Annotated in this window: 22 protein-coding genes; 11 read left to right on the top strand and 11 right to left on the bottom strand. The window is 72.2% G+C overall.

Annotated elements, in window-relative coordinates; all coding sequences use genetic code 11:
- Positions 1-2: 2 nt before the first annotated feature.
- The gene (locus ACZ66S_RS06355; RefSeq protein ID WP_469900054.1) at positions 3-854 is read right to left on the bottom strand and encodes a transglutaminase-like and tetratricopeptide repeat-containing protein; all 852 of its coding nucleotides are present in this window, start codon (positions 852-854) and stop codon (positions 3-5) included.
- Between the two features lie 32 nt (positions 855-886).
- Positions 887-1,894, bottom strand: a complete 1,008-nt coding sequence (locus ACZ66S_RS06350) for a GNAT family N-acetyltransferase (protein WP_469900052.1) — start codon at positions 1,892-1,894, stop codon at positions 887-889.
- A gap of 140 nt (positions 1,895-2,034) precedes the next feature.
- Between ACZ66S_RS06350 and fdxA the strand changes: the two genes are divergently transcribed.
- Together fdxA and ACZ66S_RS06340 are read left to right on the top strand one after the other, a co-directional pair.
- Entirely contained in the window at positions 2,035-2,352 is a 318-nt protein-coding gene (fdxA, locus tag ACZ66S_RS06345) for a ferredoxin (protein WP_020136779.1), read from the top strand.
- Between the two features lie 121 nt (positions 2,353-2,473).
- Positions 2,474-3,568 (top strand): bifunctional succinyldiaminopimelate transaminase/glutamate-prephenate aminotransferase, encoded by a 1,095-nt coding sequence (locus tag ACZ66S_RS06340; RefSeq protein WP_469900050.1) that lies wholly within the window; start codon positions 2,474-2,476, stop codon positions 3,566-3,568.
- Positions 3,569-3,634: 66 nt separating this feature from the next.
- On the opposite strand, the gene ACZ66S_RS06335 is transcribed toward ACZ66S_RS06340, so the two are convergent.
- A complete protein-coding gene (locus tag ACZ66S_RS06335) occupies positions 3,635-4,090 on the bottom strand; it encodes an ATP-binding protein (RefSeq protein ID WP_280849497.1) in 456 nt (151 codons plus the stop codon).
- 274 nt (positions 4,091-4,364) lie between these two features.
- Positions 4,365-5,330, bottom strand: a complete 966-nt coding sequence (locus ACZ66S_RS06330) for a VldE C-terminal domain-containing protein (protein ID WP_469900049.1) — start codon at positions 5,328-5,330, stop codon at positions 4,365-4,367.
- A gap of 84 nt (positions 5,331-5,414) precedes the next feature.
- On the opposite strand from ACZ66S_RS06330, the gene dapE reads away from it, so the two are divergent.
- Together dapE and ACZ66S_RS06320 are read left to right on the top strand one after the other, a co-directional pair.
- A complete protein-coding gene (gene dapE / locus ACZ66S_RS06325) occupies positions 5,415-6,494 on the top strand; it encodes a succinyl-diaminopimelate desuccinylase (protein WP_469900048.1) in 1,080 nt (359 codons plus the stop codon).
- A 109-nt stretch (positions 6,495-6,603) separates the two neighbouring features.
- A complete protein-coding gene (locus tag ACZ66S_RS06320) occupies positions 6,604-7,362 on the top strand; it encodes an LOG family protein (RefSeq protein WP_053850239.1) in 759 nt (252 codons plus the stop codon).
- Between the two features lie 155 nt (positions 7,363-7,517).
- Here ACZ66S_RS06320 and folP read toward each other — a convergent pair whose 3' ends face one another.
- Positions 7,518-8,378: a dihydropteroate synthase gene (gene folP, locus ACZ66S_RS06315; RefSeq protein ID WP_469900047.1), complete on the bottom strand. Its 861-nt coding sequence runs from the start codon at positions 8,376-8,378 to the stop codon at positions 7,518-7,520.
- A 152-nt stretch (positions 8,379-8,530) separates the two neighbouring features.
- Here folP and ACZ66S_RS06310 point away from each other — a divergent pair, with 152 nt between their 5' ends.
- Positions 8,531-8,884, top strand: a complete 354-nt coding sequence (locus ACZ66S_RS06310) for a DivIVA domain-containing protein (RefSeq protein WP_469900866.1) — start codon at positions 8,531-8,533, stop codon at positions 8,882-8,884.
- Positions 8,881-9,459 carry a DNA-3-methyladenine glycosylase I gene (locus ACZ66S_RS06305; RefSeq protein ID WP_469900045.1) on the top strand — a complete coding sequence of 193 codons (579 nt, stop codon included), beginning with the start codon at positions 8,881-8,883 and terminating at the stop codon, positions 9,457-9,459. Before ACZ66S_RS06310 ends, ACZ66S_RS06305 begins: the two co-directional genes overlap by 4 nt.
- Before the next feature lie 3 nt (positions 9,460-9,462).
- On the opposite strand, the gene chcB is transcribed toward ACZ66S_RS06305, so the two are convergent.
- On the bottom strand, positions 9,463-10,254 hold the full coding sequence (gene chcB, locus ACZ66S_RS06300; RefSeq protein WP_469900043.1) for a 2-cyclohexenylcarbonyl CoA isomerase: 792 nt from the start codon (positions 10,252-10,254) through the stop codon (positions 9,463-9,465).
- 358 nt (positions 10,255-10,612) lie between these two features.
- Between chcB and ACZ66S_RS06295 the strand changes: the two genes are divergently transcribed.
- Positions 10,613-10,780: a DUF3117 domain-containing protein gene (locus ACZ66S_RS06295; RefSeq protein ID WP_003966491.1), complete on the top strand. Its 168-nt coding sequence runs from the start codon at positions 10,613-10,615 to the stop codon at positions 10,778-10,780.
- 143 nt (positions 10,781-10,923) lie between these two features.
- On the opposite strand, the gene ACZ66S_RS06290 is transcribed toward ACZ66S_RS06295, so the two are convergent.
- A complete protein-coding gene (locus ACZ66S_RS06290) occupies positions 10,924-11,622 on the bottom strand; it encodes an O-methyltransferase (protein ID WP_469900865.1) in 699 nt (232 codons plus the stop codon).
- Between the two features lie 235 nt (positions 11,623-11,857).
- Here ACZ66S_RS06290 and sigE point away from each other — a divergent pair, with 235 nt between their 5' ends.
- The 4 genes from sigE to ACZ66S_RS06270 all read left to right on the top strand — a co-directional run bounded on the left by sigE (position 11,858) and on the right by ACZ66S_RS06270 (position 15,199).
- Positions 11,858-12,556, top strand: coding sequence for an RNA polymerase sigma factor SigE (gene sigE, locus ACZ66S_RS06285; RefSeq protein ID WP_125194850.1), 699 nt, complete (start codon positions 11,858-11,860; stop codon positions 12,554-12,556).
- Positions 12,553-13,512 carry an anti-sigma factor family protein gene (locus ACZ66S_RS06280; protein ID WP_469900042.1) on the top strand — a complete coding sequence of 320 codons (960 nt, stop codon included), beginning with the start codon at positions 12,553-12,555 and terminating at the stop codon, positions 13,510-13,512. Before sigE ends, ACZ66S_RS06280 begins: the two co-directional genes overlap by 4 nt.
- A 310-nt stretch (positions 13,513-13,822) precedes the next feature.
- A complete protein-coding gene (locus tag ACZ66S_RS06275) occupies positions 13,823-14,251 on the top strand; it encodes a sec-independent translocase (RefSeq protein ID WP_469900040.1) in 429 nt (142 codons plus the stop codon).
- Between the two features lie 282 nt (positions 14,252-14,533).
- A complete protein-coding gene (locus tag ACZ66S_RS06270) occupies positions 14,534-15,199 on the top strand; it encodes a hypothetical protein (RefSeq protein ID WP_280895678.1) in 666 nt (221 codons plus the stop codon).
- Between the two features lie 53 nt (positions 15,200-15,252).
- Here the strand turns inward: ACZ66S_RS06270 and ACZ66S_RS06265 are convergent, their stop codons facing one another.
- From ACZ66S_RS06265 to ACZ66S_RS06250, 4 genes are read right to left on the bottom strand one after another with little or no spacing between them, the layout of a single operon-like run.
- Entirely contained in the window at positions 15,253-17,184 is a 1,932-nt protein-coding gene (locus ACZ66S_RS06265; RefSeq protein WP_469900039.1) for a glycosyltransferase family 2 protein, read from the bottom strand.
- A 48-nt stretch (positions 17,185-17,232) separates the two neighbouring features.
- A complete protein-coding gene (locus ACZ66S_RS06260; protein WP_469900038.1) occupies positions 17,233-18,366 on the bottom strand; it encodes an Mrp/NBP35 family ATP-binding protein in 1,134 nt (377 codons plus the stop codon).
- Positions 18,367-18,409: 43 nt separating this feature from the next.
- Positions 18,410-19,033 carry a DUF1003 domain-containing protein gene (locus tag ACZ66S_RS06255; RefSeq protein WP_469900037.1) on the bottom strand — a complete coding sequence of 208 codons (624 nt, stop codon included), beginning with the start codon at positions 19,031-19,033 and terminating at the stop codon, positions 18,410-18,412.
- Entirely contained in the window at positions 19,023-20,309 is a 1,287-nt protein-coding gene (locus tag ACZ66S_RS06250) for a magnesium transporter MgtE N-terminal domain-containing protein (RefSeq protein WP_469900036.1), read from the bottom strand. Before ACZ66S_RS06250 ends, ACZ66S_RS06255 begins: the two co-directional genes overlap by 11 nt.
- Positions 20,310-20,348 lie beyond the last annotated feature (39 nt).

Below are 20,348 nucleotides of genomic sequence, written 5' to 3'. Positions count from 1 at the left end.
CGTCAGTTCAACATCGCTCGAGCGGAATGGGCCTGCTGCCGAATCCGAGCCGCCGCCGCCTCGTCCACCGCCGCCACCACCCCCGCGTACGCCTCCAACTCCCCGGCCCCCTCGACGAAGTCACCCCGCTGCACGAGCAACTGCGCCCGCTCGTACCGCAGTCGCGCCGGGTGCGAGGGCAGCAGCAGGGCCAGCTCCACGGCCCACAGCCCCACGTCTGACCGCTCGGGACGGGCCGCGGCCCACGCCCGCACGTTGTTCAGGATCCGCTGCACCACCTCCAGCGGATTCGCCGGTCCCAGCATCGACGGATCCAGCGAGCCCCCGGTCGCCCCGGCGACCAGCACCTCCGCGTCGCCCCCGCTCAACACCCGCCCCCCGTCGAAGGGATCGGCCAGCACCTGCTCCTCCGGCGCCCCGAACCCCACGACGAAGTGCCCCGGCAGAGCGACCCCGTGCACGGGAGCCCCCGCCCGCCGGGCCACCTCCATCCACACCACCGACAGCAGGATCGGCAGCCCGCGCCGCCGCACCAGCACCTCGTGCAGCAACGACGACTCCAGTCGCTGGTAGTCCCCGGCGGAACCGCGGAACCCGCACCGGTCGCCCAGCAGCTCCCGCAACGCCACCGCCCACGAGCGCGGTCCGCCCGGCCGGAACGGCAACCGCCCGGCCAGCGCGTCGAGTTCGATCTGGGCCGCGTCGATGCCGGCCTCGTCGAGCGCCCCGTCCGCCTGCGCGCCCACGAGCAGGCACAGCGCGGACAGATCGGGCCGCTCGGACCGCGCCTCTTCGGCGAACCGCCTCCGGAGCTCGGCGGAACGTTCGGGCGGGGGCGGAAACGGGGGACGCATAGCTGGCTCGTGCCCTTTCGCGGCGATCGCTACTACCGCGCCCCGCCGGAGACGTCCGGCTCGCGGTAGTGGTGGTAGGCGTGGTGCGCGGTGAAGCCCATCCGCTCGTACAGGGCCCGCGCACCGGCGTTGTCCGACTCGACCTGGAGCCACGCGGCCGACGCCCCCTCGTCCAGGGCCCGCCGCGCCAGGGCCGCCATCACGGCCGAGGCCAGGCCACGCCGCCGCAGCGCGGGATCCACCTCGACCGCGGCGAACCCGGCCCACCGGCCGTCCACGACACACCGCCCGATCGCGGCCGGTGCCCCCGCGCCGGGGACGGTGGCGAACCACACCGACGGGCCGCTGCCGAGCACCCGCAGCGCCACCTCGTCCACCCCCTTGCGCTGGTAGCGGGCCAGCCAGTCCGCGCCGGCCTCCCGGGACAGGACCACGTCCTCGCCGGACGGCCGGTCCGCGACCGGTGCCAGTGCCCCGGTCCACAACTCCGCCGTCACCTCCCGCGTCCACCCGCGCGCCTCCAGCTCCGCGCACAGCACCTCCTGGGTGCCTGCGGCGCCGGTCGCCGTCTGGACGTACGCGGGCAGGCCGCGGTCGCCGTACCAGCGTCGTACGGCGGCCAGGGCCTCGTCGAGCGGCAGGCCCGGGTCGCCGAGCGGCAGCACCGAGTTGGCGCGGCGGGTGAACCCGGAGGCGGCGCGCAGCTCCCACTCGCCGAGCCACTCGCTCTCGACGGGCCGCCAGCCGCGCGCGGTGATCCGGGCCAGCTCCTCGTAGGAGGCGGCGGGACCCCTGCGGCGGGCCGGCTCGGCGGGCACGACCTTGCCCGCGACCAGCGTGGATTCCGCGATGCGGACGCTTTCGCCATCCCGGCGCGTGATCATCAGCACACCGTCGTCCCATGATGTGAGAACACCCACCGTGTCGGTGAACTTCTGCCCGGCGCCACCGGCGTCGTCCAGGCACCGCACGGAGACCCGTTTGCCCACGTCAACTGCGGAGATACGGACGACGAGGCGTCCCGCGGCGGAGATTTCCACAGGTCAGTTCACCCCTCCTGTTCGGATCATGCCCAAGAACGGAGATACTAGGGGCGGGCATCGACGACGCCGCGCTCCCGCGCGCCAGGCGGCGGAGCCTGAGGAGGCCCGCCAGCGCCCTATCGAGGAGGAACGACAGCGTGACCTACGTCATCGCGCAGCCTTGTGTCGACGTGAAGGACAAGGCCTGCATCGAGGAGTGCCCGGTCGACTGCATCTACGAGGGCTCCCGGTCCTTGTACATCCACCCGGACGAATGCGTCGACTGTGGTGCCTGTGAGCCGGTCTGCCCGGTCGAGGCGATCTTCTACGAGGACGACACCCCGGACGAGTGGAAGGACTACTACAAGGCGAACGTCGAGTTCTTCGACGATCTCGGCTCGCCCGGCGGCGCCAGCAAGCTCGGTCTGATCGAGCGGGACCACCCGTTCATCGCCGCGCTGCCGCCGCAGGCATAGTCATCCGCATCAGCGGCCCGCACCTCGTGCCGCCTCGGTCCCGTACGGCCTGATCGCCTCCGAGCGCGGCCGTGCGGGACCGAGGCGTTTGCCGTACGACCCGAAAGTGAGCGCCACAGCCGTGTCCGCAGTCTCCGACCGCCTTCCCGCCTTCCCCTGGGACCGACTGGAGCCGTACAAGAAGACGGCTCAAGAGCATCCGGGCGGCATCGTCGACCTGTCCGTCGGCACCCCGGTCGACCCGGTCCCCGATCTCGTCCAGAAGGCCCTGATCGACGCGGCGGACTCCCCGGGCTACCCGACGGTGTGGGGCACCCCGGCCCTGCGCGACGCGATCACCGGCTGGGTCGAGCGGCGCCTGGGCGCCCGTGAGGTCACCCACCGCCACGTCCTGCCGATCGTCGGCTCCAAGGAACTCGTCGCCTGGCTCCCGACCCAGCTCGGCCTGGGCCCGGGCGACCGGGTCGCGTACCCGCGGCTCGCCTATCCGACGTACGAGGTCGGCGCCCGCCTGGCCCGCGCCGAGTACGAGGTCTACGACGACCCGACCGAGCTGGACCCGGCGGGCCTGAAGCTCCTGTGGCTCAACTCCCCGTCGAACCCGACCGGCAAGGTGCTCGCCAAGGACGAGCTGACGAGGATCGTCGCCTGGGCCAGGTCCCACGGCATCCTGGTCTTCTCCGACGAGTGCTACCTGGAGCTGGGCTGGGAGGCCGACCCGGTCTCGGTCCTGCACCCGGACGTCAACGGCGGCTCCTACGACGGCATCGTGGCCGTCCACTCGCTGTCGAAGCGGTCGAACCTCGCCGGCTACCGGGCGGCCTTCCTCGCGGGCGACCCGGCCGTCCTGGCGCCCCTGCTGGAGATCCGCAAGCACGGCGGCATGATGACCTCGGCGCCCACCCAGGCCGCCGTGGTGGCGGCCCTGGGCGACGACACCCACGTGCGGGAGCAGCGCGAGCGCTACGCGGCCCGCAGGACGCTGCTGCGCGAGGCCCTCCTCGGCCACGGCTTCCGGATCGAGCACAGCGAGGCCAGCCTCTACCTGTGGGCGACCAGGGACGAGTCCTGCTGGACGACCGTCGGGCATCTGGCCGACCTCGGCATCCTGGCGGCCCCCGGCGACTTCTACGGCACGGCGGGCGAGAAGTTCGTACGGGTCGCGCTGACGGCGACGGACGAGCGGGTGCGTGCGGCGGTCGAGCGACTGGCGTGACGCCCCCCGAACGCGCCGAAGGGGCCCAGGGAGTTCCCCGGGCCCCTTCGCCGTAGCCGCGGGGTACTAGCCGAGCGGGAGGCTCTTCACCGGGAGGGTGTCCGCCGACGGCAGGCCGCCGCCCTTGGCGAGGGAGTCGGTCGGCAGACCGCCCTTCGTCGCCGTCGACGTCGTGTCGCCGAGGACGCCCCCGGCGGAGCCCGCGGCGTCGCCCGCCGTCTTCTGCGCCACCGGCGCCGCCTTCTTCACGGCCTTGCCGCCGGCCTTGCCCGCGGACGGCACCGCCTTCTCGACGGCCTTGCCGCCGGTCTTGCCCGCGGTCCCGGTCAGGTTCTGCGTCGCGCCGTCCACCGTGTTGCCGACGTGCGCCCCGTCCAGAGCGGTCAGCCCGCCGAGGTTCGGAGTGGCGGGCAGCGCGGCGGGGGCCGCACTGGCGGAGCCGGCCGCACCGACCCCGGCGGCCGCTCCGGCAGCGACGAGCAGCGCGGCACGGGCGATCCTGCGGGTCAGGGGGAGGGACATGTTGCTCCTTCGACGGAGGAAACGTTGCTAGGACGCCGTGACTACCGCTCGAGGCCGACGAAGGTTGCGGACGCGCAACGTAAAGAGTTGGCAATGCGTCGCATTATCACCTGCGGATAAAAACGGGCAAAAACCTTCCGGTCCGAAAGTCCTTCGAATCCCCGCAGCCCTTTGTTCTCAAGGGATTTCGCGGATGCGGGGGTGAGGTCACGAAAACCTGCGCACCCCCGCCGCGGCGACGGCCGGACGCGACCCTTCCAGGTGATCTTCCGAACTACCGTGCCGTCAGTATCCGCACCGAGCCGGTGCCGTCCTCGCCGCCTGCCGCCCGCCACTCGCTCGCGGTGTTCCCGGCCGTCCACTGCCGACCGGCGTACGTGACCCGCTCGATGCGCAGCGCCGAGGCGTTGGCGACCGCCCAGTGGGCGAGCTGCCAGCCGCGCTCGGTGACGCTGCGGTGGTCGCCCGCGCCGGTCTCCGCGCGCACCGGGAGGGTCACGGTGCGCGCGTCCGCGGTGGGCGCCGGGCTCGGCTCGGCCCTGTCGCCCACCTCGGCGGCGGCCGTCTCCAGCGCGTCGCGCCCGAAGTCCCGCACGAGGGCCGAGCGCACCGCGTCCGGGCCGGTGGCGGCGGCCTGCGCGGCCCCACCGCTCTCCTGGCGGCCGTCACAGGTGAGGGTGGCCGCCGAGGTGCCGGTGAGGGCGGCGGCCAGCAGCCGGGCGTCCGGCTCGTGCTTGGCGTACGCCTCCGGATAGCCGCTGCGCTGCACGCGCTGGGCGGCGACGGTCAGCGGGAGGTCCTGGTAGCCGCGCACCTTGACCAGGTGCTTGTAGAACTCGCCCGCCGCGTACGTCGGGTCCAGGATCTCCTCCGGGGTGCCCCAGCCCTGCGAGGGACGCTGCTGGAACAGGCCGAGGGAGTCGCGGTCGCCGTGCGAGATGTTGCGCAGCCCCGACTCCTGGAGCGCGGTGGCGAGCGCGACGGTCACGGCCCGCTCCGGCAGCCCGCGCCCGGTGCCGACGGCGGTGATCGTCGCCGCGTTCACCGCCTGCTCGGGCGTGAACTCGTACGACGGCCCGCCCGCCTTGCCGGAGACGACCCGGCAGGTCGGCCCGTCGGTGCCGCCGGTGACGTACTGCACCACGAGATAACCGGCGACCGCGCACAGGACCACGAGGGCCGCCCCGAAGCGGAGGAGACGGCCACGGCGCTTGCGAGTAGGGGGCAACGGCTCTGGCATCCGGACAAGATACTGGAGAGTACTGAGACACCTGTGCCGGACGGGAGAGTCAGTGCGCGCAGCGGGGGAGTTAGGGTCGGGAGCATGGCCGACACCCCGCTTGACCTATCGCTGGACGCCGCCCGGCTCACCGCGCAGCTCGTCGACTTCCCCTCCGAGAGCGGCACCGAGAAGCCCCTCGCGGACGCGATCGAGAGCGCCCTGCGCGCCCTGCCGCACCTGACGGTCGACCGCCACGGCAACAACGTCGTCGCCCGCACGAACCTCGGCCGTCCGGAACGCGTCATCCTCGCCGGCCACATCGACACCGTCCCCATCGCGGGCAACGTCCCCTCCCGCCTCGACGACGAGGGCTACCTGTGGGGCTGCGGCACCTGCGACATGAAGTCCGGGGTCGCGGTCCAGTTGCGCATCGCCGCGACGCTCCCCGAGCCCAACCGCGACCTCACCTTCATCTTCTACGACAACGAAGAGGTCGCGGCCCACCTCAACGGCCTGGGACATGTGGCCGAGGCCCATCCCGAGTGGCTGGAGGGAGACTTCGCGGTCCTCCTGGAGCCGACGGACAACCAGGTCGAGGGCGGCTGCCAGGGAACCCTGCGCGTCCTGCTGACGTTCAAGGGCGAGCGGGCGCACTCCGCGCGCGCGTGGATGGGGTCCAACGCGATCCACAAGGCCGCCCCCGCCCTCGCCAGGCTGGCGGCCTACGAGCCGCGCAAGCCGGTGGTGGACGGACTGGAGTTCCACGAGGGGCTCAACGCCGTGCGGGTGGAGGGCGGCGTGGCGACCAACGTCATCCCCGACTCCTGCACGCTGACGGTCAACTTCCGTTACGCCCCGGACCGCAGCGAGGCCGAGGCGGAGGCCTTCGTGAGGGATTTCTTCGCGGACTGCGGGGTCGACGAGTTCACCGTCGACGACCACACCGGCGGCGCCCGCCCCGGCCTGACCCACCCCGTCGCCCAGGCCTTCATGGCCGCGGTCGGGGGCGTGGCCCGCCCCAAGTTCGGCTGGACGGACGTGTCCCGCTTCAGCGCGCTCGGCGTGCCCGCGGTGAACTACAGTCCAGGTCAGCCGCTGCTCGCGCACAAGGTGGACGAGCGGGTGAAGGCGTCGCTGATCCCGCAGGCGGAGGAGAAGCTGCGGGCCTGGCTGACGTCGTGACGAGGCGGTGCGCCGGTGGCGCTTCATGGCGGACACGCGTACGTCCCCCCTCCGTAACCCGCATAGATCTACGCTGAGACGGAACACCAGGCAAGCGGAGGGAGCGCACATGGCTACCGGGAACCCCGAGGGCAAGAAGCAGCCGCCGGAGGAGCAGCGCCTGGGACCCGTCCTCCGCAGGCGGGGACAGGTCACGGCGAGCACCACCGACCAGCGCCTGCTGGACGCGGGCGGCCCCTCGGACTGGGTCCACACCGACCCCTGGCGCGTACTGCGCATCCAGTCGGAGTTCATCGAGGGCTTCGGCACCCTCGCCGAACTCCCGCCCGCGATCAGCGTGTTCGGCTCGGCCCGGACACCGGCGGACTCCCCCGAGTACGAGGCGGGCGTACGGCTCGGCCGGGGTCTGGTGGAGGCCGGCTTCGCCGTGATCACCGGCGGCGGGCCCGGCGCGATGGAGGCCGCCAACAAGGGCGCCTGCGAGGCCAAGGGCACCTCCGTCGGCCTCGGCATCGAGCTCCCCTTCGAGCAGGGGCTCAACCCCTACGTCGACATCGGCCTCAACTTCCGCTACTTCTTCGTCCGCAAGATGATGTTCGTGAAGTACGCGCAGGGGTTCGTGGTCCTGCCGGGCGGCCTCGGCACCCTCGACGAGCTCTTCGAGGCCCTGACCCTCGTCCAGACCCAGAAGGTCACCCGCTTCCCGATCGTCCTTTTTGGCACCGAGTACTGGGGCGGCCTGGTCGACTGGCTCACCAACACGCTCGTCGCCCAGGGCAAGGCCTCGGAGAAGGACCTGCTGCTGTTCCACGTGACGGACGACGTGGACGAGGCGGTGGCGCTGGTGTCCAAGGAGGCGGGGCGGTAGTCCCTGCGGGCCTCGCAACGCCGGAGGGGCTGGACGTCAGCCCCTCCGGCGTTTGAGGAGCGGGGGTCCGGGGGCTGGCCCCCGAGTCGGGGGTCGAAGGGGGCAGCGCCCCCTGGAGGACGGGACGGGTAGGGGCGGCGGGGGCGAGAGAGGCCCTACGCCAGCCCCCGACGCGCGACCGCCGGCGGCCGGTGCCCCGCGATCGACGCCACCATGTCCAGCACCTGCCGCGTCTCCGCCACCTCGTGCACCCGGTACACCTGCGCCCCCAGCCACGCGGACACGGCCGTCGTCGCCAAGGTGCCGACCACCCGCTCCTTCACCGGCTTGTCCAGGGTCTCGCCCACGAAGTCCTTGTTGGACAACGACACCAGCACCGGCCACCCCGTCCCGACCATCTCGCCGAGCCGCCGGGTCGCCTCCAGGCTGTGCCGTGTGTTCTTCCCGAAGTCGTGCCCGGGATCGATCAGCACCGACTCCCGGGGCACCCCGAGCGCGACCGCCCGCTCGGCCAGACCCACGGTCACCCGCAGGATGTCGGCCATGACGTCGTCGTACGTCACCCGATGCGGCCGGGTCCGCGGCTCGGCGCCCCCGGCGTGCGTGCACACGAGGCCCACCTCGTACCGCGCGGCGACCTCGGCGAGTCCCGGGTCGACCCCGCCCCACGCGTCGTTCAGCAGATCGGCCCCGGCCTCGCACACCGCCTCGCCGACGGACGCCCGCCAGGTGTCGACGCTGATCACCACGTCGGGGAACCGCCGCCGCACCTCGGCCACGAACCCGACGGTCCGCCGGGCCTCCTCCGCCGCGGACACCTCTTCGCCCGGGCCGGCCTTGACCCCGCCGATGTCGATGATGGCGGCCCCCTCGGCCACCGCCTGCTCCACGCGCGCGAGGGCGGGCTCGTCGAGGAACGTGGCGCCCTGGTCGTAGAAGGAGTCGGGGGTCCGGTTCACGATCGCCATGATCACCGGCTCGTGCGCGTGGAATTCACGCCTGCCCAGCCTGAGCATCCCCTGTGACCTCACTTCGTACGTCTGTGTGTTCGGCCTCTGCGGCCGCCTGCGACCCTAACTGTCAGACTCGCATGGCACGATCGGAGCCTGACACATTCGACGCCGGTGGCCGGACACCGGCAGGGACCCTGGGGACCTCAGCGATGGTTATGTTCTTGTTCCTGGTCATCGCGCTCGCGGTCGTGGTCGCCGCGGTGACGCTCGCCGTGGTGGGCGGCGGCGACAGCGACGGCCCGCTGCCCGACGTGACCCCCGAGCGGCTCCAGGACCCGCTGCCGCCCGACCGGCCGGTGAACCGTACGGACATCGACAACCTGCGCTTCCCGCTGACCGCCCGCGGCTACCGCATGGCGGACGTCGACGACGCGCTCGGCCGGCTCGGTGCCGAGCTCGCCGAGCGGGACGCCCGGATCGCCGACCTGGAGTCCGCGCTGGCCGGCGCCCGGGCCGCGGCCCACGGTGCCCTGCACAAGCCGGAGCACAGCCCCGGGGAGCAGCAGTGAGCGAGGGCGGCGCCCTGGTCGGCCCGGACGGCGCACCCCGCTGCCCCTGGGCCCTGTCCACGCCGGACTACGTGACGTACCACGACGAGGAGTGGGGCCGCCCGGTCCACGGCGACGACGCCCTCTACGAACGCCTCAGCCTGGAGGCCTTCCAGTCCGGTCTGTCCTGGATCACCATCCTGCGGCGCCGGGAGGGTTTCCGTGCCGCCTTCGCGGGCTTCGAGATCGCCAAGGTGGCCGCGTTCGGCGAGGCCGACCGCGACCGCCTGCTCCTCGACCCGGGGATCATCCGCAACCGCGCCAAGATCGACGCGACACTGGCCAACGCGCGCGTGCTGGCCGACTGGGCCCCGGGCGAGCTGGACGAGCTGATCTGGTCCCACGCCCCGGACACGCACGCGGTCCCCCGGACCCTCGCGGACGTGCCCGCGGTCACCCCGGAGTCGACGGCCCTGTCCAAGGCGCTGAAGAAGCGCGGCCTGCGCTTCGTGGGCCCCACGACGGCGTACGCGCTGATGCAGGCCTGCGGACTGGTCGACGACCACCTGGAGACCTGCGTCGCGAGGAGCGGCTGAGCCCTAGCGGCCCAGGTACTTGGGCGTCTCCTTGTTCACGAAGGCCCGCACGGCGATCGCGTGGTCCTCGGAGGCCCCGGCCCGGGTCTGGAGCTCGTCCTCCTTCTCCAGCGTCTCCGCCAGGGTGTGCGACAGCGCGTACGCGAGGGACTCCTTGATCGCGCCGTACGCCACCGTCGGCCCCTCGGCCAGGGCCCGCGCCACCTTCTCGGCCTCGGCGGGCAGGTCGGTGGAGGGCACGAGACGGTTGACGATCCCCAGGTCGTGCGCGTCCCGGGCCGACATGGTCCGCGGGAAGAGCAGAAGGTCGGCGGCGCGCCCCGGCCCCACCACGCGCGGCAGCGTCCACGAGATCCCGGAGTCCGCGGTCAGCGCCACCCCCGCGAACGACGTGTTGAACGCGGCCGTGTCCGCCGCCACCCGGTAGTCCGCCGCGAGCACGAGCCCGAAGCCGGCGCCGGCCGCGACCCCGTTCACACCGGCCACGACCGGCTTCGGCATCTCCGTCAGCGCCCGCACGATCGGGTTGTAGTGCTCCTTGACCGTGCTCATGACCTTCGTCGAGCCCTCGGCGAGCAGCCCGATGTGCTCCTTGAGGTCCTGGCCCACGCAGAACGCCCGCTCCCCGGCGGCGGTCAGCAGCACGGTCCGTACGGCGTCGTCCGAGGCCGCCGACTCCACGGCCTCCCGCAGCGCGACCTTGGTGGCGATGTTCAGCGCGTTCATCGCCTCCGGCCGGTTCAGCGTGATCGTCGCGAGCCCGTCGTGCACCTCGTAGAGCACGGTGTCGGCCATGGCGTATCCCCTCCGGTGTGTCCGCTGCATCCGATGTCCGAAGGACAGCATGGCGGAGATCGCCGTCCGGGGACCGGACCGGACGTGTGACCTGCGTCAAACAAATCCGCGGCGCCGGTGACCGGCCGGGATCGACGCGGTGGCGGAGTATCGCAGCCACATCGCCGAATTGAGTGGTTTTGCTCGCGCGCGTTGCCCAAGCGATGCCGACTGATGTTGGTCATCGGGTCCTGAGATGCGGGATAATGGCTTGGAAGCAATGTGTTCGATGCCGGTGTCACGTGTCCCACTTGGACGCGCGTGCCCTCCCAGGGCCGTCGGCTACGACGATGAGCTGGTTTCAGGAAGGGGAACGAGCATGGCGGCCATGAAGCCGCGAACGGGTGATGGCCCGCTCGAGGTGACCAAGGAGGGGCGGGGCATCGTCATGCGCGTTCCGCTCGAAGGCGGCGGTCGGCTCGTCGTCGAGCTGACCCCTGACGAGGCCGACGCGCTCGGCGACGCCCTCAAGAAGGTCGTCGGCTGACGCGGAAGCGACCATACCCTTTCGGCTGCCCCGGCATCTCCTGAGGTGCCGGGGCAGCGGTTTGCCCGGGCGGCTCCACGAATGGCCGTACGGCACTCACCGGGTCACGGGGCACCGGGCGGACGCCGCACCGGGCCGCCGGTTCAGCGCTTGACCGCGCAGAGCAGTCCGTCGCCCACCGGCAGCAGCGACGGCACCAGGTCCGGGCTCTCCCGGACGGCCCGCAGCAGCTCCCGCAGGCGCAGCACCTCCGTCGGCTGCGGCCCCGAGTCCACCGTGCGGCCGTTGGCGAAGACGCCCTCGAACACCACCAGGCCACCCGGCCGCAGCAGGCGCAACGATTCAGCGAGGTAGTCCATGACCTCCTGCCGGTCACCGTCGCAGAAGACGAGGTCGTAGCCGGCGTCGGCGAGGCGGGGCAGGACGTCCAGGGCGCGGCCCGGGATGAACCGGGCCCGGTTGCTGGCGAAACCGCAGGCACGGAACGCCTGGCGGGCGAACTGCTGGTGTTCCGGCTCGGGGTCGACGGTGGTCAGCACCCCGTCCGGGCGCATGCCGTGCAACAGATGGATGCCGGAGACCCCGGTTCCGGTGCCGATCTCGGCGACGGCCTTGGCATCCACGGAGGCGGCCAGCAGACGCAGCGCCGCGCCCGCGCCGGGCGACACCGAGCGCAGCCCCGCCTCACGGGCCCGGTCCCGGGCCCAGCTCAGGACTTCGTCCTCGGCGACGTAGGCGTCGGCGAACGCCCAGCTCGTCTGCCGGTTGCCGGTAATGACCCTCTCCTTGCCCCGTGGTTGCCTGGGCGTGACTGTATCCGTTGCCGCCGGGAACCCGCAGATGGGACCGGGCGTTTAGAGGGGTGGAGACGCACCCGGGGGGACACAGTTGGATCACGAAGCCGAGCGGGCCCTCGAGCAACTGCTGACGCAGGGGACCGAGTGGTATCAGCCCAGATCAAATTCTCGTAAAACCGCTTATCCGGAGCTAACGGGCGAGGTGGCTATGGTAGGGGCTCCACTGGAGACAACCAGAGCCGACAGGGGAGGTGCGGCCGCACCTGGAGATCGTGGGGGAGTGCTGCGGCGCTTCCTCGGATCGGCGGGCAGGCCGAAATCCGTGAACGACACCGCTGACCACAGCCACGCCGGCGACTACGCCCAGACCGCGACCTTCGCCACCGACGCGGACGGGCAGGCGTGGACTCCGCCCACCTGGGAGGAGATCGTCAGCACGCACAGCGGCCGCGTCTACCGCCTCGCGTACCGCCTCACCGGTAACCAGCACGACGCCGAGGACCTCACGCAGGAGGTCTTCGTCCGCGTCTTCCGCTCGCTGTCCACGTACACACCGGGCACCTTCGAGGGCTGGCTGCACCGCATCACCACCAACCTCTTCCTGGACATGGTCCGCCGCAAGCAGCGCATCCGCTTCGACGCCCTCGGCGAGGACGCGGCCGAGCGCCTGCCCAGCCGCGAGCCGTCGCCCCAGCAGGTCTTCAACGACGCGCACTTCGACGCGGACGTCCAGCAGGCCCTCGACACCCTCGCCCCGGAGTTCCGCGCCGCGGTCGTCCTGTGCGACATCGAGGGACTGTCGTACGAGGAGATCGCCGCGACCCTGGGCGTCAAGCTCGGCACCGTCCGCTCGCGGATCCACCGCGGCCGTTCCCAGTTGCGCAAGGCCCTCGCCCACCGCTCACCCGAGGCCCGTGCCGAGCGCCGCTCGTTCATGGCCCGGGTTCCCGCGCTGGGGGGAGGGGGCGCGTCCGCGTGAGTGGATCACTGCCCAAACCCGGCGAGGGGAGCCTCGCGGAACAGCATCTGGGAGACCGACTCGCCGCCCTGGTGGACGGCGAGCTCGGTCATGCGACGCGCGAGCGTGTCCTCGCGCATCTCGCCACCTGTCCGAAGTGCAAGGCGGAGGCGGACGCCCAGCGCCGCCTGAAGAACGTCTTCGCGGAGGCCGCGCCGCCCCCGCCCTCAGAGAGTTTCCTGGCCCGCCTCCAGGGCCTGCCGGGAGGTGATCCGGAGGACGGCGACAGCTCGCCGTTCGACGGGGCGGGATTCGGCGGACTGTCGGGAAGACCCGCCGCCGGAGCCTTCGGCGTGCGACGTGGCGAGCGCTTCGCGTTCGACTACGTCCCCGCCCGCCCGCACGCCCCGGTGCTCCCGCCCCCCGCCGGCCGGGGCTTCCGCATCCATGACGTCAGCCGTCACGACGCCGACCGCTCGGCCTCGCGCGGCATGCGGTTCGCGGTCGTCGCCGCCGGAGCGGTCTCGCTGGCCGCGATCGCGCTGGGCGGCGTCACCACGGGCGTGCCCGGCGACACCGACGCGCGCGGCGCCGGCAGCAACGTGACCCCGGCGCGCACACCCGGCACCGGAGCCGTCGTGCCGGAGAACCAGCGCCGCCGCGGCACGGCTCCGCTGCTCGCGCAGGGACAGGGACAGCGGATGCCGGGCGACACCCCGGTCGCTTCGATCACGGCCTCCGCGCCCCTGCTGCCGGGCATCCCCGCCCAGGTGCAGGAGGCGGCCCTGCACACGCTCACGGCACCCGTGGTCGCCGGAGCCGCCGCGATGTCCCCTCTCATACGTCCGCTCAGCGCCACCCCGCCGCTCACCCTGACCTCCCTGTCCAAGACGCCGGACCTCACCGCCTCCGGCCTCCTCGCCGCACCCGTCCCCTCCACCACGTCAGCGCCCACGCCGCCCGGCGCCACCCGCTGACCGCGTCCTCCTCGACTCCCCGGCCCGTGTCCCCGGGCCGCGGCTGCGTCATGCCGTCGACCCCGGTGACGCCGTCACCCACCTGGCGCCCCGCCCCGCGGACCGATTAACAGAAACCTCACAGAGACGCCCTCGAACCCTGGTCCAGCGGGCAAACAACCCGGAAAACCGCCCGTCCGCCGGTACTCCAGGGCCCCGGGAAGGTACCGGTCGAACGGCATCCCCAGGTACCGTGGACCCGGCCCGGACCACGGAAGACCCGCACAGACCACCGAGGGCCGAGGACCGAGGACATCGCAAGGAGCTTCAGGTGTTCAATGACATAGGACCGCTCGAGCTGATCACGCTCGTTGTCCTCGCCGTGCTCGTCTTCGGTCCGGACAAGCTCCCGAAGGTCATCCAGGACGTCATGCGGACCGTGCGCAAGATCCGCGAGTTCTCCGAGAGCGCCAAGCAGGACATCCGGCAGGAGCTGGGCCCGGAGTTCAAGGACTTCGAGTTCGAGGACCTCAACCCCAAGACCTTCATCCGCAAGCAGCTCGACAACGACGAGCTGGGTCTCAAGGAGATCCGCAACGGCTTCGACCTGAAGAAGGAGATGGCCGAGGTCACCGACGCCGTGCACAGCACGGACGCCTCGCCGTCCTCGTCCTCCTCGGGTGGCCGGATCGACATGACCAAGAAGGCCGAGGAGCCCGGCAAGGACGAGCGCCCGCCCTTCGACGCGGACGCCACCTGAGCCGTACGCCCCATCGGAAGGCGCCTGCCGAGCAGTTGAGCTCGAGGGCGCCTTCCGTCGTCGTACGTGACGCGTCTCATATCCCGCCCGCACCTTCTGCCCCCCTCGTACGGCCGGAAGCCACCCTCCGTGCGCCCCGCGCGCCGGGCGGTTTCCGCGCAGCTCGGAGCGGTGTGGCTATGCTGCCGAGTTGTTGTGCGGGCCGTACGCGAACCAGCGACGCCGCCCGAAGGGGGGCGGGCCGGTCCGGTCCGACGAGAGCTAGTAGGAGGCGTCCGGCACATGGAGACGACGAGTGGGGCAGTCGCGCAGGCGCCGGCCGCGGAGGGTGGCCAGCAGGTTCCCTCCGCCCGGCGCACGGTCGACGGCTACCTTCAGGCGCCCTTCCCCTGGTACGGCCTCGACGAGGCGTTCACGGGGCCGCGCTGGCTGATGCAGGTCGGCACGTCGGCCGACGGGGCCGTCGAGCACGGCTCGATCGGGCACGGTGACGAGCCCTCGGTGAAGAACGAGGCGGGCTCCACGGGGGAGCCGAAGGAGAAGTTCGCGGTCGTGGTCACGGTCGCCGCGAACCCGTCCCGCAGAAGCGCGGACGGCACGGGGCTGCTGGAGGCCACGTCGGTCTCCTCCGCCGCCTGGCTGGCCGGGGTGGGGCTGCTGTCGTTCACCTGGCCCGGCCAGATGGACCACTCCCTGCGCGACGACTGGCTGGACCAGCAGACCGAGACGGCCTGGGTCCTGGCGGACGACCTCGACGGACCCGACTGGTCCACCCTGTCCCTCCCGGTGGACGGCGTGCCCACGCCCTTCCACTACCGGGAGTCGGAGTTCGGCTGGGTCCTCGCCGGCTCCACCCAGGAGGGGGTGCACGTGGGGGCGTACGGGAGAGGCATGAGCGCGTACGGCCTCGGATTCGCGATGATCAAGGACATCTCGGCGTACGCGTGACGCACGGCGGGGCACCGGCCTCCGTGCGGTGCCCCACCTGCCGCTCTGCCGCCTTATCGGCCGAGCCGCCGCCGTACCCGCCGGACCTGGCGGTTGTCCGCGACCGCGTCGAGGAGCCGGCGTCCGGTGCCGGTCTCGTGGGCCGGGCCCTCCAGCCGCAGCAGGGTGCCGTCACGGACGACGGCGTGGGCGACGGGGGCGTCGGTCCTCGGCAGGCCGACCGGGTGACGCCCGTCCGGCAGCTTGAGCCGAGCGGGCAGCCGCAGGACGGCGGTCGCCCCGCGGTCGCCGGGAACCAGCTCGGCGTCCACCGTCAGCGCGGACACGGTGACCTTGAGGCGAGCCGTGCCGCCGGCCGCCGTCGCCGCCACGTAGGGCAGCGGAAGCGACCGCTCCCCGCGCCCGGAGTTGGCCGCGGCGGCACCGGCGGTGTCGGGACCGAGCCTGCGCTGGCGCTGGTCCACGTCGAGGGCGAGCTGACCGCTGCCGGTCCAGTACGGCAGCGCGAGCCGCCCACCGGTCAGCGCCGGGCCCGCCGCCGGGGCCCCCGGGGTGCCGTCCCCGGTGAGGCGGACCATCCGGTCGACGCCCAGCAGTTGCACGTACGCCCACACGTCGTGCACCCCGCGCTCCAACGGCCGCCCGCCCGCGAGCCGTTCGGGGTCGAGGAGCAGCCGCCCGGACGCGACGAGCCGCGAGCGCCCCGCGCCCGCGGGTTCGAGCCGCACCTCCAGGTCGCCCTCCGGGTACCACCAGTCCTCGTGGTCCCGGTCCTTGACGACCAGTTCGGCGTACGCCAGCCGGAACGGGTCGCGGACCTCCCAGCCGTCCTCGGTCCCCGGCACCCCGGCCAGCAGCTCGGGGTCCAGCCACCGCTTGCCGTCCCGCTCGACGAGCACCAACGGCTCGCCGTCCCCGCGCAGCAGGTCCAGCGTGACGTCGGCGACCAGCCGGCCGTCCTCCCAGCGCGGCCCGCCGACGACGCTGCGGGCCTTGACCTGACGCACCCGCTCGGCGAGGGCGACGGCGCCGTCGAAGTCGCTGCGTTCCAGGAGCTCGGCGCGCAGCCGGGACACGGTGGGAAGGCCGTCGCGCACGGCGGGCGGGAACTCCTCGACAGCCAGCTTCCGGGCCGCCGCGAACCGCTCACGCTGCTCGGCGGGGTCCTCGCGGAGGATCTCGGGTTCGCGGGTGCGGGAGAGGATTTCGACGTGGTAGAGGCGGTGCAGGAGACGGTTCTGCAGCGCGTCGACGTCGTCGGAGGAGGGCGTGCCGTCCTTGATCTGACCCACGATGGTGCGGCAGTTGTCCCAGAAGCCGTGGCGCGGGTTGAAGCGGTGCTGGGTGTTGTTGCCGCCGTCGTCCCGCTTCATCCAGTAGTAGCAGGGGTAGTCGGCGAGCACCGAGATCCGCTCGGCCTTCAGGTAGGCGGCGCTGACGAAGGCCAGATCCTCCAGGATCCAGGGGCCCTCGGGGAACCGCAGACCGTGCTCCTCGACGAAGGCGCGCCGGAACATCTTGTGCGGCGACATGCTCTGCATGAGCTCGTCGTTCTCGATCGTGCAGGCGTCCACCGTGTGCCGGAACAGCCGCCGGGGCCGCACCATCGTGCTGGACATCTTGCCGAGCACCACGTCGGCGTCGTTGCGCTTCGCGTGCTCGTACAGTCGCTCAAGGGCCTCGGACCCGAGCATGTCGTCGTGGTCGACGAACTGGATGTACTCGCCCTGCGCGTGCCGCATGCCGAGGTTGCGCGGTGCGCCCGGCCACCCGGAGTTCGGCCGGGTGTGCACCTGGACGTTCGGGTGCGCGGCGGCGATCTTCTCCAGCCGGGCCAGCGTGTCGTCCGTCGAGCCGTCGTCGACGTAGATGACCTCGTACTCGTCGGCGGGCAGACTCTGCCCGAGCAGCGACGGGGCGCACTCGTCGACGTACTTCCCGGTGTTGTAGACGGGAACGATGACGCTGACTTTGACTCTCGGCATTCCACGGACCTTACCCGGCCCGTGGAATGCCGCTTCAGGGCGTGCGCCTCAGAACTTGTTCCTCGGCGTGATCCCCAACGACAACCCCGAAAGCCCCCGCTGCCGCCCCCCGAGCTTCCCCGCGATCCCCCGCAGCGCGGCCCCCGCCGGGGAGTCCGGGTCGGTCAGGACGACCGGCCTGCCGTCGTCGCCGCCCTCGCGGAGGCGGACGTCGATCGGGATGGAGCCGAGGACCGGGACCGTGGCCCCCGTCGTGCGGGTCAGGCCGTCCGCGACCGTCTGGCCGCCGCCCGTGCCGAAGACGTCGACCATCTCGCCGCAGTGCGGGCAGGGCAGGCCGGCCATGTTCTCGACCACGCCGACGATCTTCTGGTGGGTCTGGACGGCGATGGAGCCCGCGCGCTCGGCCACCTCGGCCGCGGCCTGCTGCGGGGTCGTCACGACCAGGATCTCCGCGTTCGGGACGAGCTGGGCGACGGAGATCGCGATGTCGCCGGTGCCGGGCGGGAGGTCCAGGAGGAGGACGTCCAGGTCGCCCCAGTACACGTCCGCCAGGAACTGCTGCAGGGCCCGGTGGAGCATCGGACCGCGCCAGACCACCGGGGCGTTGCCCGGGGTGAACATGCCGATGGAGATGACCTTCACGCCGTTCGCCGACGGCGGCATGATCATATTCTCGACCTGGGTCGGGGTGCCGTCCGCGCCGAGCATGCGCGGCACCGAGTGGCCGTAGATGTCGGCGTCGACCACGCCCACCTTGAGGCCGTCGGCCGCCATCGCCGCCGCCAGGTTCACGGTGACCGAGGATTTGCCGACGCCGCCCTTGCCGGAGGCGACCGCGTAGACGCGGGTCAGCGACCCGGGCTTCGCGAACGGGACCTCGCGCTCGGTCTGGCCGCCCCGCAGGGCCGTCGCCAGCTCCTTGCGCTGCTCGTCGCTCATCACGTCGAGCGTGACGTCGACGCGCGTGACGCCCTCCACGGCCGCGACCGCGTCCGTCACGCGCTGCGTGATCGTCTCGCGCATCGGACAGCCGGAGACCGTCAGGTACACGGTGACCGCGACCGCTCCGTCCGCGCCGATGTCGACCGACTTGACCATCCCGAGCTCCGTGATGGGGCGGTTGATCTCGGGGTCGTTCACCGTCGCCAGTGCCTCGCGCACCGCGTCTTCGCTAGCCATACAGACGATGGTACGGCGCCGTACAGGGGGCCCTGTACGGCTCTCAACGGTCTTCTACGTCACGTCCCGACGGCCGATCCGACCGTTCTGCCGGGAATACGGCATGCCCGTCGTGCTGCCGTGCCTCCAGTTCCTTCATCAGGTCCTGAAGCTCCGAGCGGATCCAGTCACGCGTGGCCACCTCGCCGAGACCGATGCGCAGGGCGGCGATCTCGCGGGTCAGGTACTCCGTGTCCGCGATCGACCGCTCGTTCTGCTTGCGGTCCTGTTCGAGGTTGACCCGGTCCCGGTCGTCCTGCCGGTTCTGCGCGAGCAGGATCAGCGGGGCGGCGTAGGAGGCCTGGAGGGACAGCATCAGGGTGAGGAAGATGAACGGGTAGTTGTCGAAGCGCAGGTCGCCGGGGGCGAAGATGTTCCACAGCACCCACGCGATGATGACGATCGTCATCCAGACGATGAACCGCCCGGTGCCCAGGAAGCGGGCGATCCGCTCCGACAGGCGGCCGAACGCCTCCGGGTCCCACTCGGGCAGCAGCCTGCGCCGCGGCGGGCGCGGCTGGTCGAGGCGGGCACGGGGACGGCCGGTCGCCGTGACTCCGGCGGGGGTGCGCTCGCGGCCACCGGACGGCCCGCGCTCGCGGCCCGGGTTCTCGCGCTCAGGCGTCATGGTGGGCCACCCCCTCCGCCCCCTCCGCGTCGAACTCCGTCTCGCGCCAGTCCTCGGGCAGCATGTGGTCGAGGACGTCGTCCACGGTCACCGCGCCGAGCAGCGAGCCCGAGTCGTCGACCACGGGCGCCGCGACCATGTCGTACGTCGCGAAGAACCCGGCGATCACCGGTAGCGTCGCGTCCGGGTCGAGGGCCTGGAGGTCGTCGTCGACGAGCGAGCTGACGAGGGTGTATGGGGGATCGCGCAGCAGCCGCTGGAAGTGGACCGTGCCGAGGTACTTGCCGGTCGGTGTCTCGTCGGGTGCCCGGCACACGTACACCTGGGCGGCGAGCGCGGGGGAGAGGTCGGGGTTGCGGACGCGGGCGAGCGCGTCGGCGACGGTGGCGTCCGGGCGCAGGACGATCGGCTCCGTCGTCATGAGACCGCCGGCCGTGTGCTCCTCGTACGCCATCAGGCGCCGCATGTCGGCCGCGTCGCCGGGCTGCATCAGGCTCAGCAGGCGTTCCTGCTCCTCGGTGGGGAGCTCGGAGAGCAGGTCGGCCGCGTCGTCGGGGTCCATGGCCTCCAGAACGTCGGCGGCCCGCTCCTCCTTCAGCTTGCCGAGGATCTCGATCTGGTCGTCCTCGGGCAGCTCCTCCAGGACGTCGGCCAGGCGGTCGTCGTCGAGCGCGGCCGCCACCTCCGCGCGCCGCTTGGGGGAGAGGTGGTGCAGGACGTTGGCGAGGTCGGCCGCGCGCAACTGCTCGAAGGTGGCCAGGAGGCTCTCCGCGCCCTGTCCGTGCTCCTCCAGGGTGAAGCCGGTGACGGCGGACCACTCGACGGTCAGCGCCTCGCCCTTGCGCCGGAACGCCCCGCCCTTGCCGCCCTTGCGGACGAAGACCCGGTCGATCTCCCAGTCCCGGCGGGCCGGCAGTTGCTGCACCGAGATGTCCAGCACGGTGACCTGCTCGCCGCTCTCCACGAGGGTCACGCGCCGGTCCAGCAGCTCGCCGAAGACGAGGCGCTCGGTGGGCCGTTGCTCGAAGCGGCGGACGTTGAGCACACCGGTGGTGATGACCTGGCCGGACTCGATGCTCGTCACCCGGGTCATGGGCAGGAAGATGCGGCGCCGGGTGGACAGTTCGACGACCAGCCCGAGCACCCGGGGCGGCCTGCGCCCCACGCGCAGTACGACGACCAGGTCGCGTACGCGCCCCACCTGGTCGCCGCTGGGGTCGAAGACGGCGACACCGGCGAGGTGCGAGACGAAGATCCGGGGGGCTCCCGCTGCCATGGCTGTGCTTCCTTTGCCTACGAGCCTGTGTTCGAGGCC

It is taken from the genome of Streptomyces sp. NPDC107471, from assembly GCF_055582845.1.
This window is presented reverse-complemented; position numbering and strand designations above follow the sequence as displayed.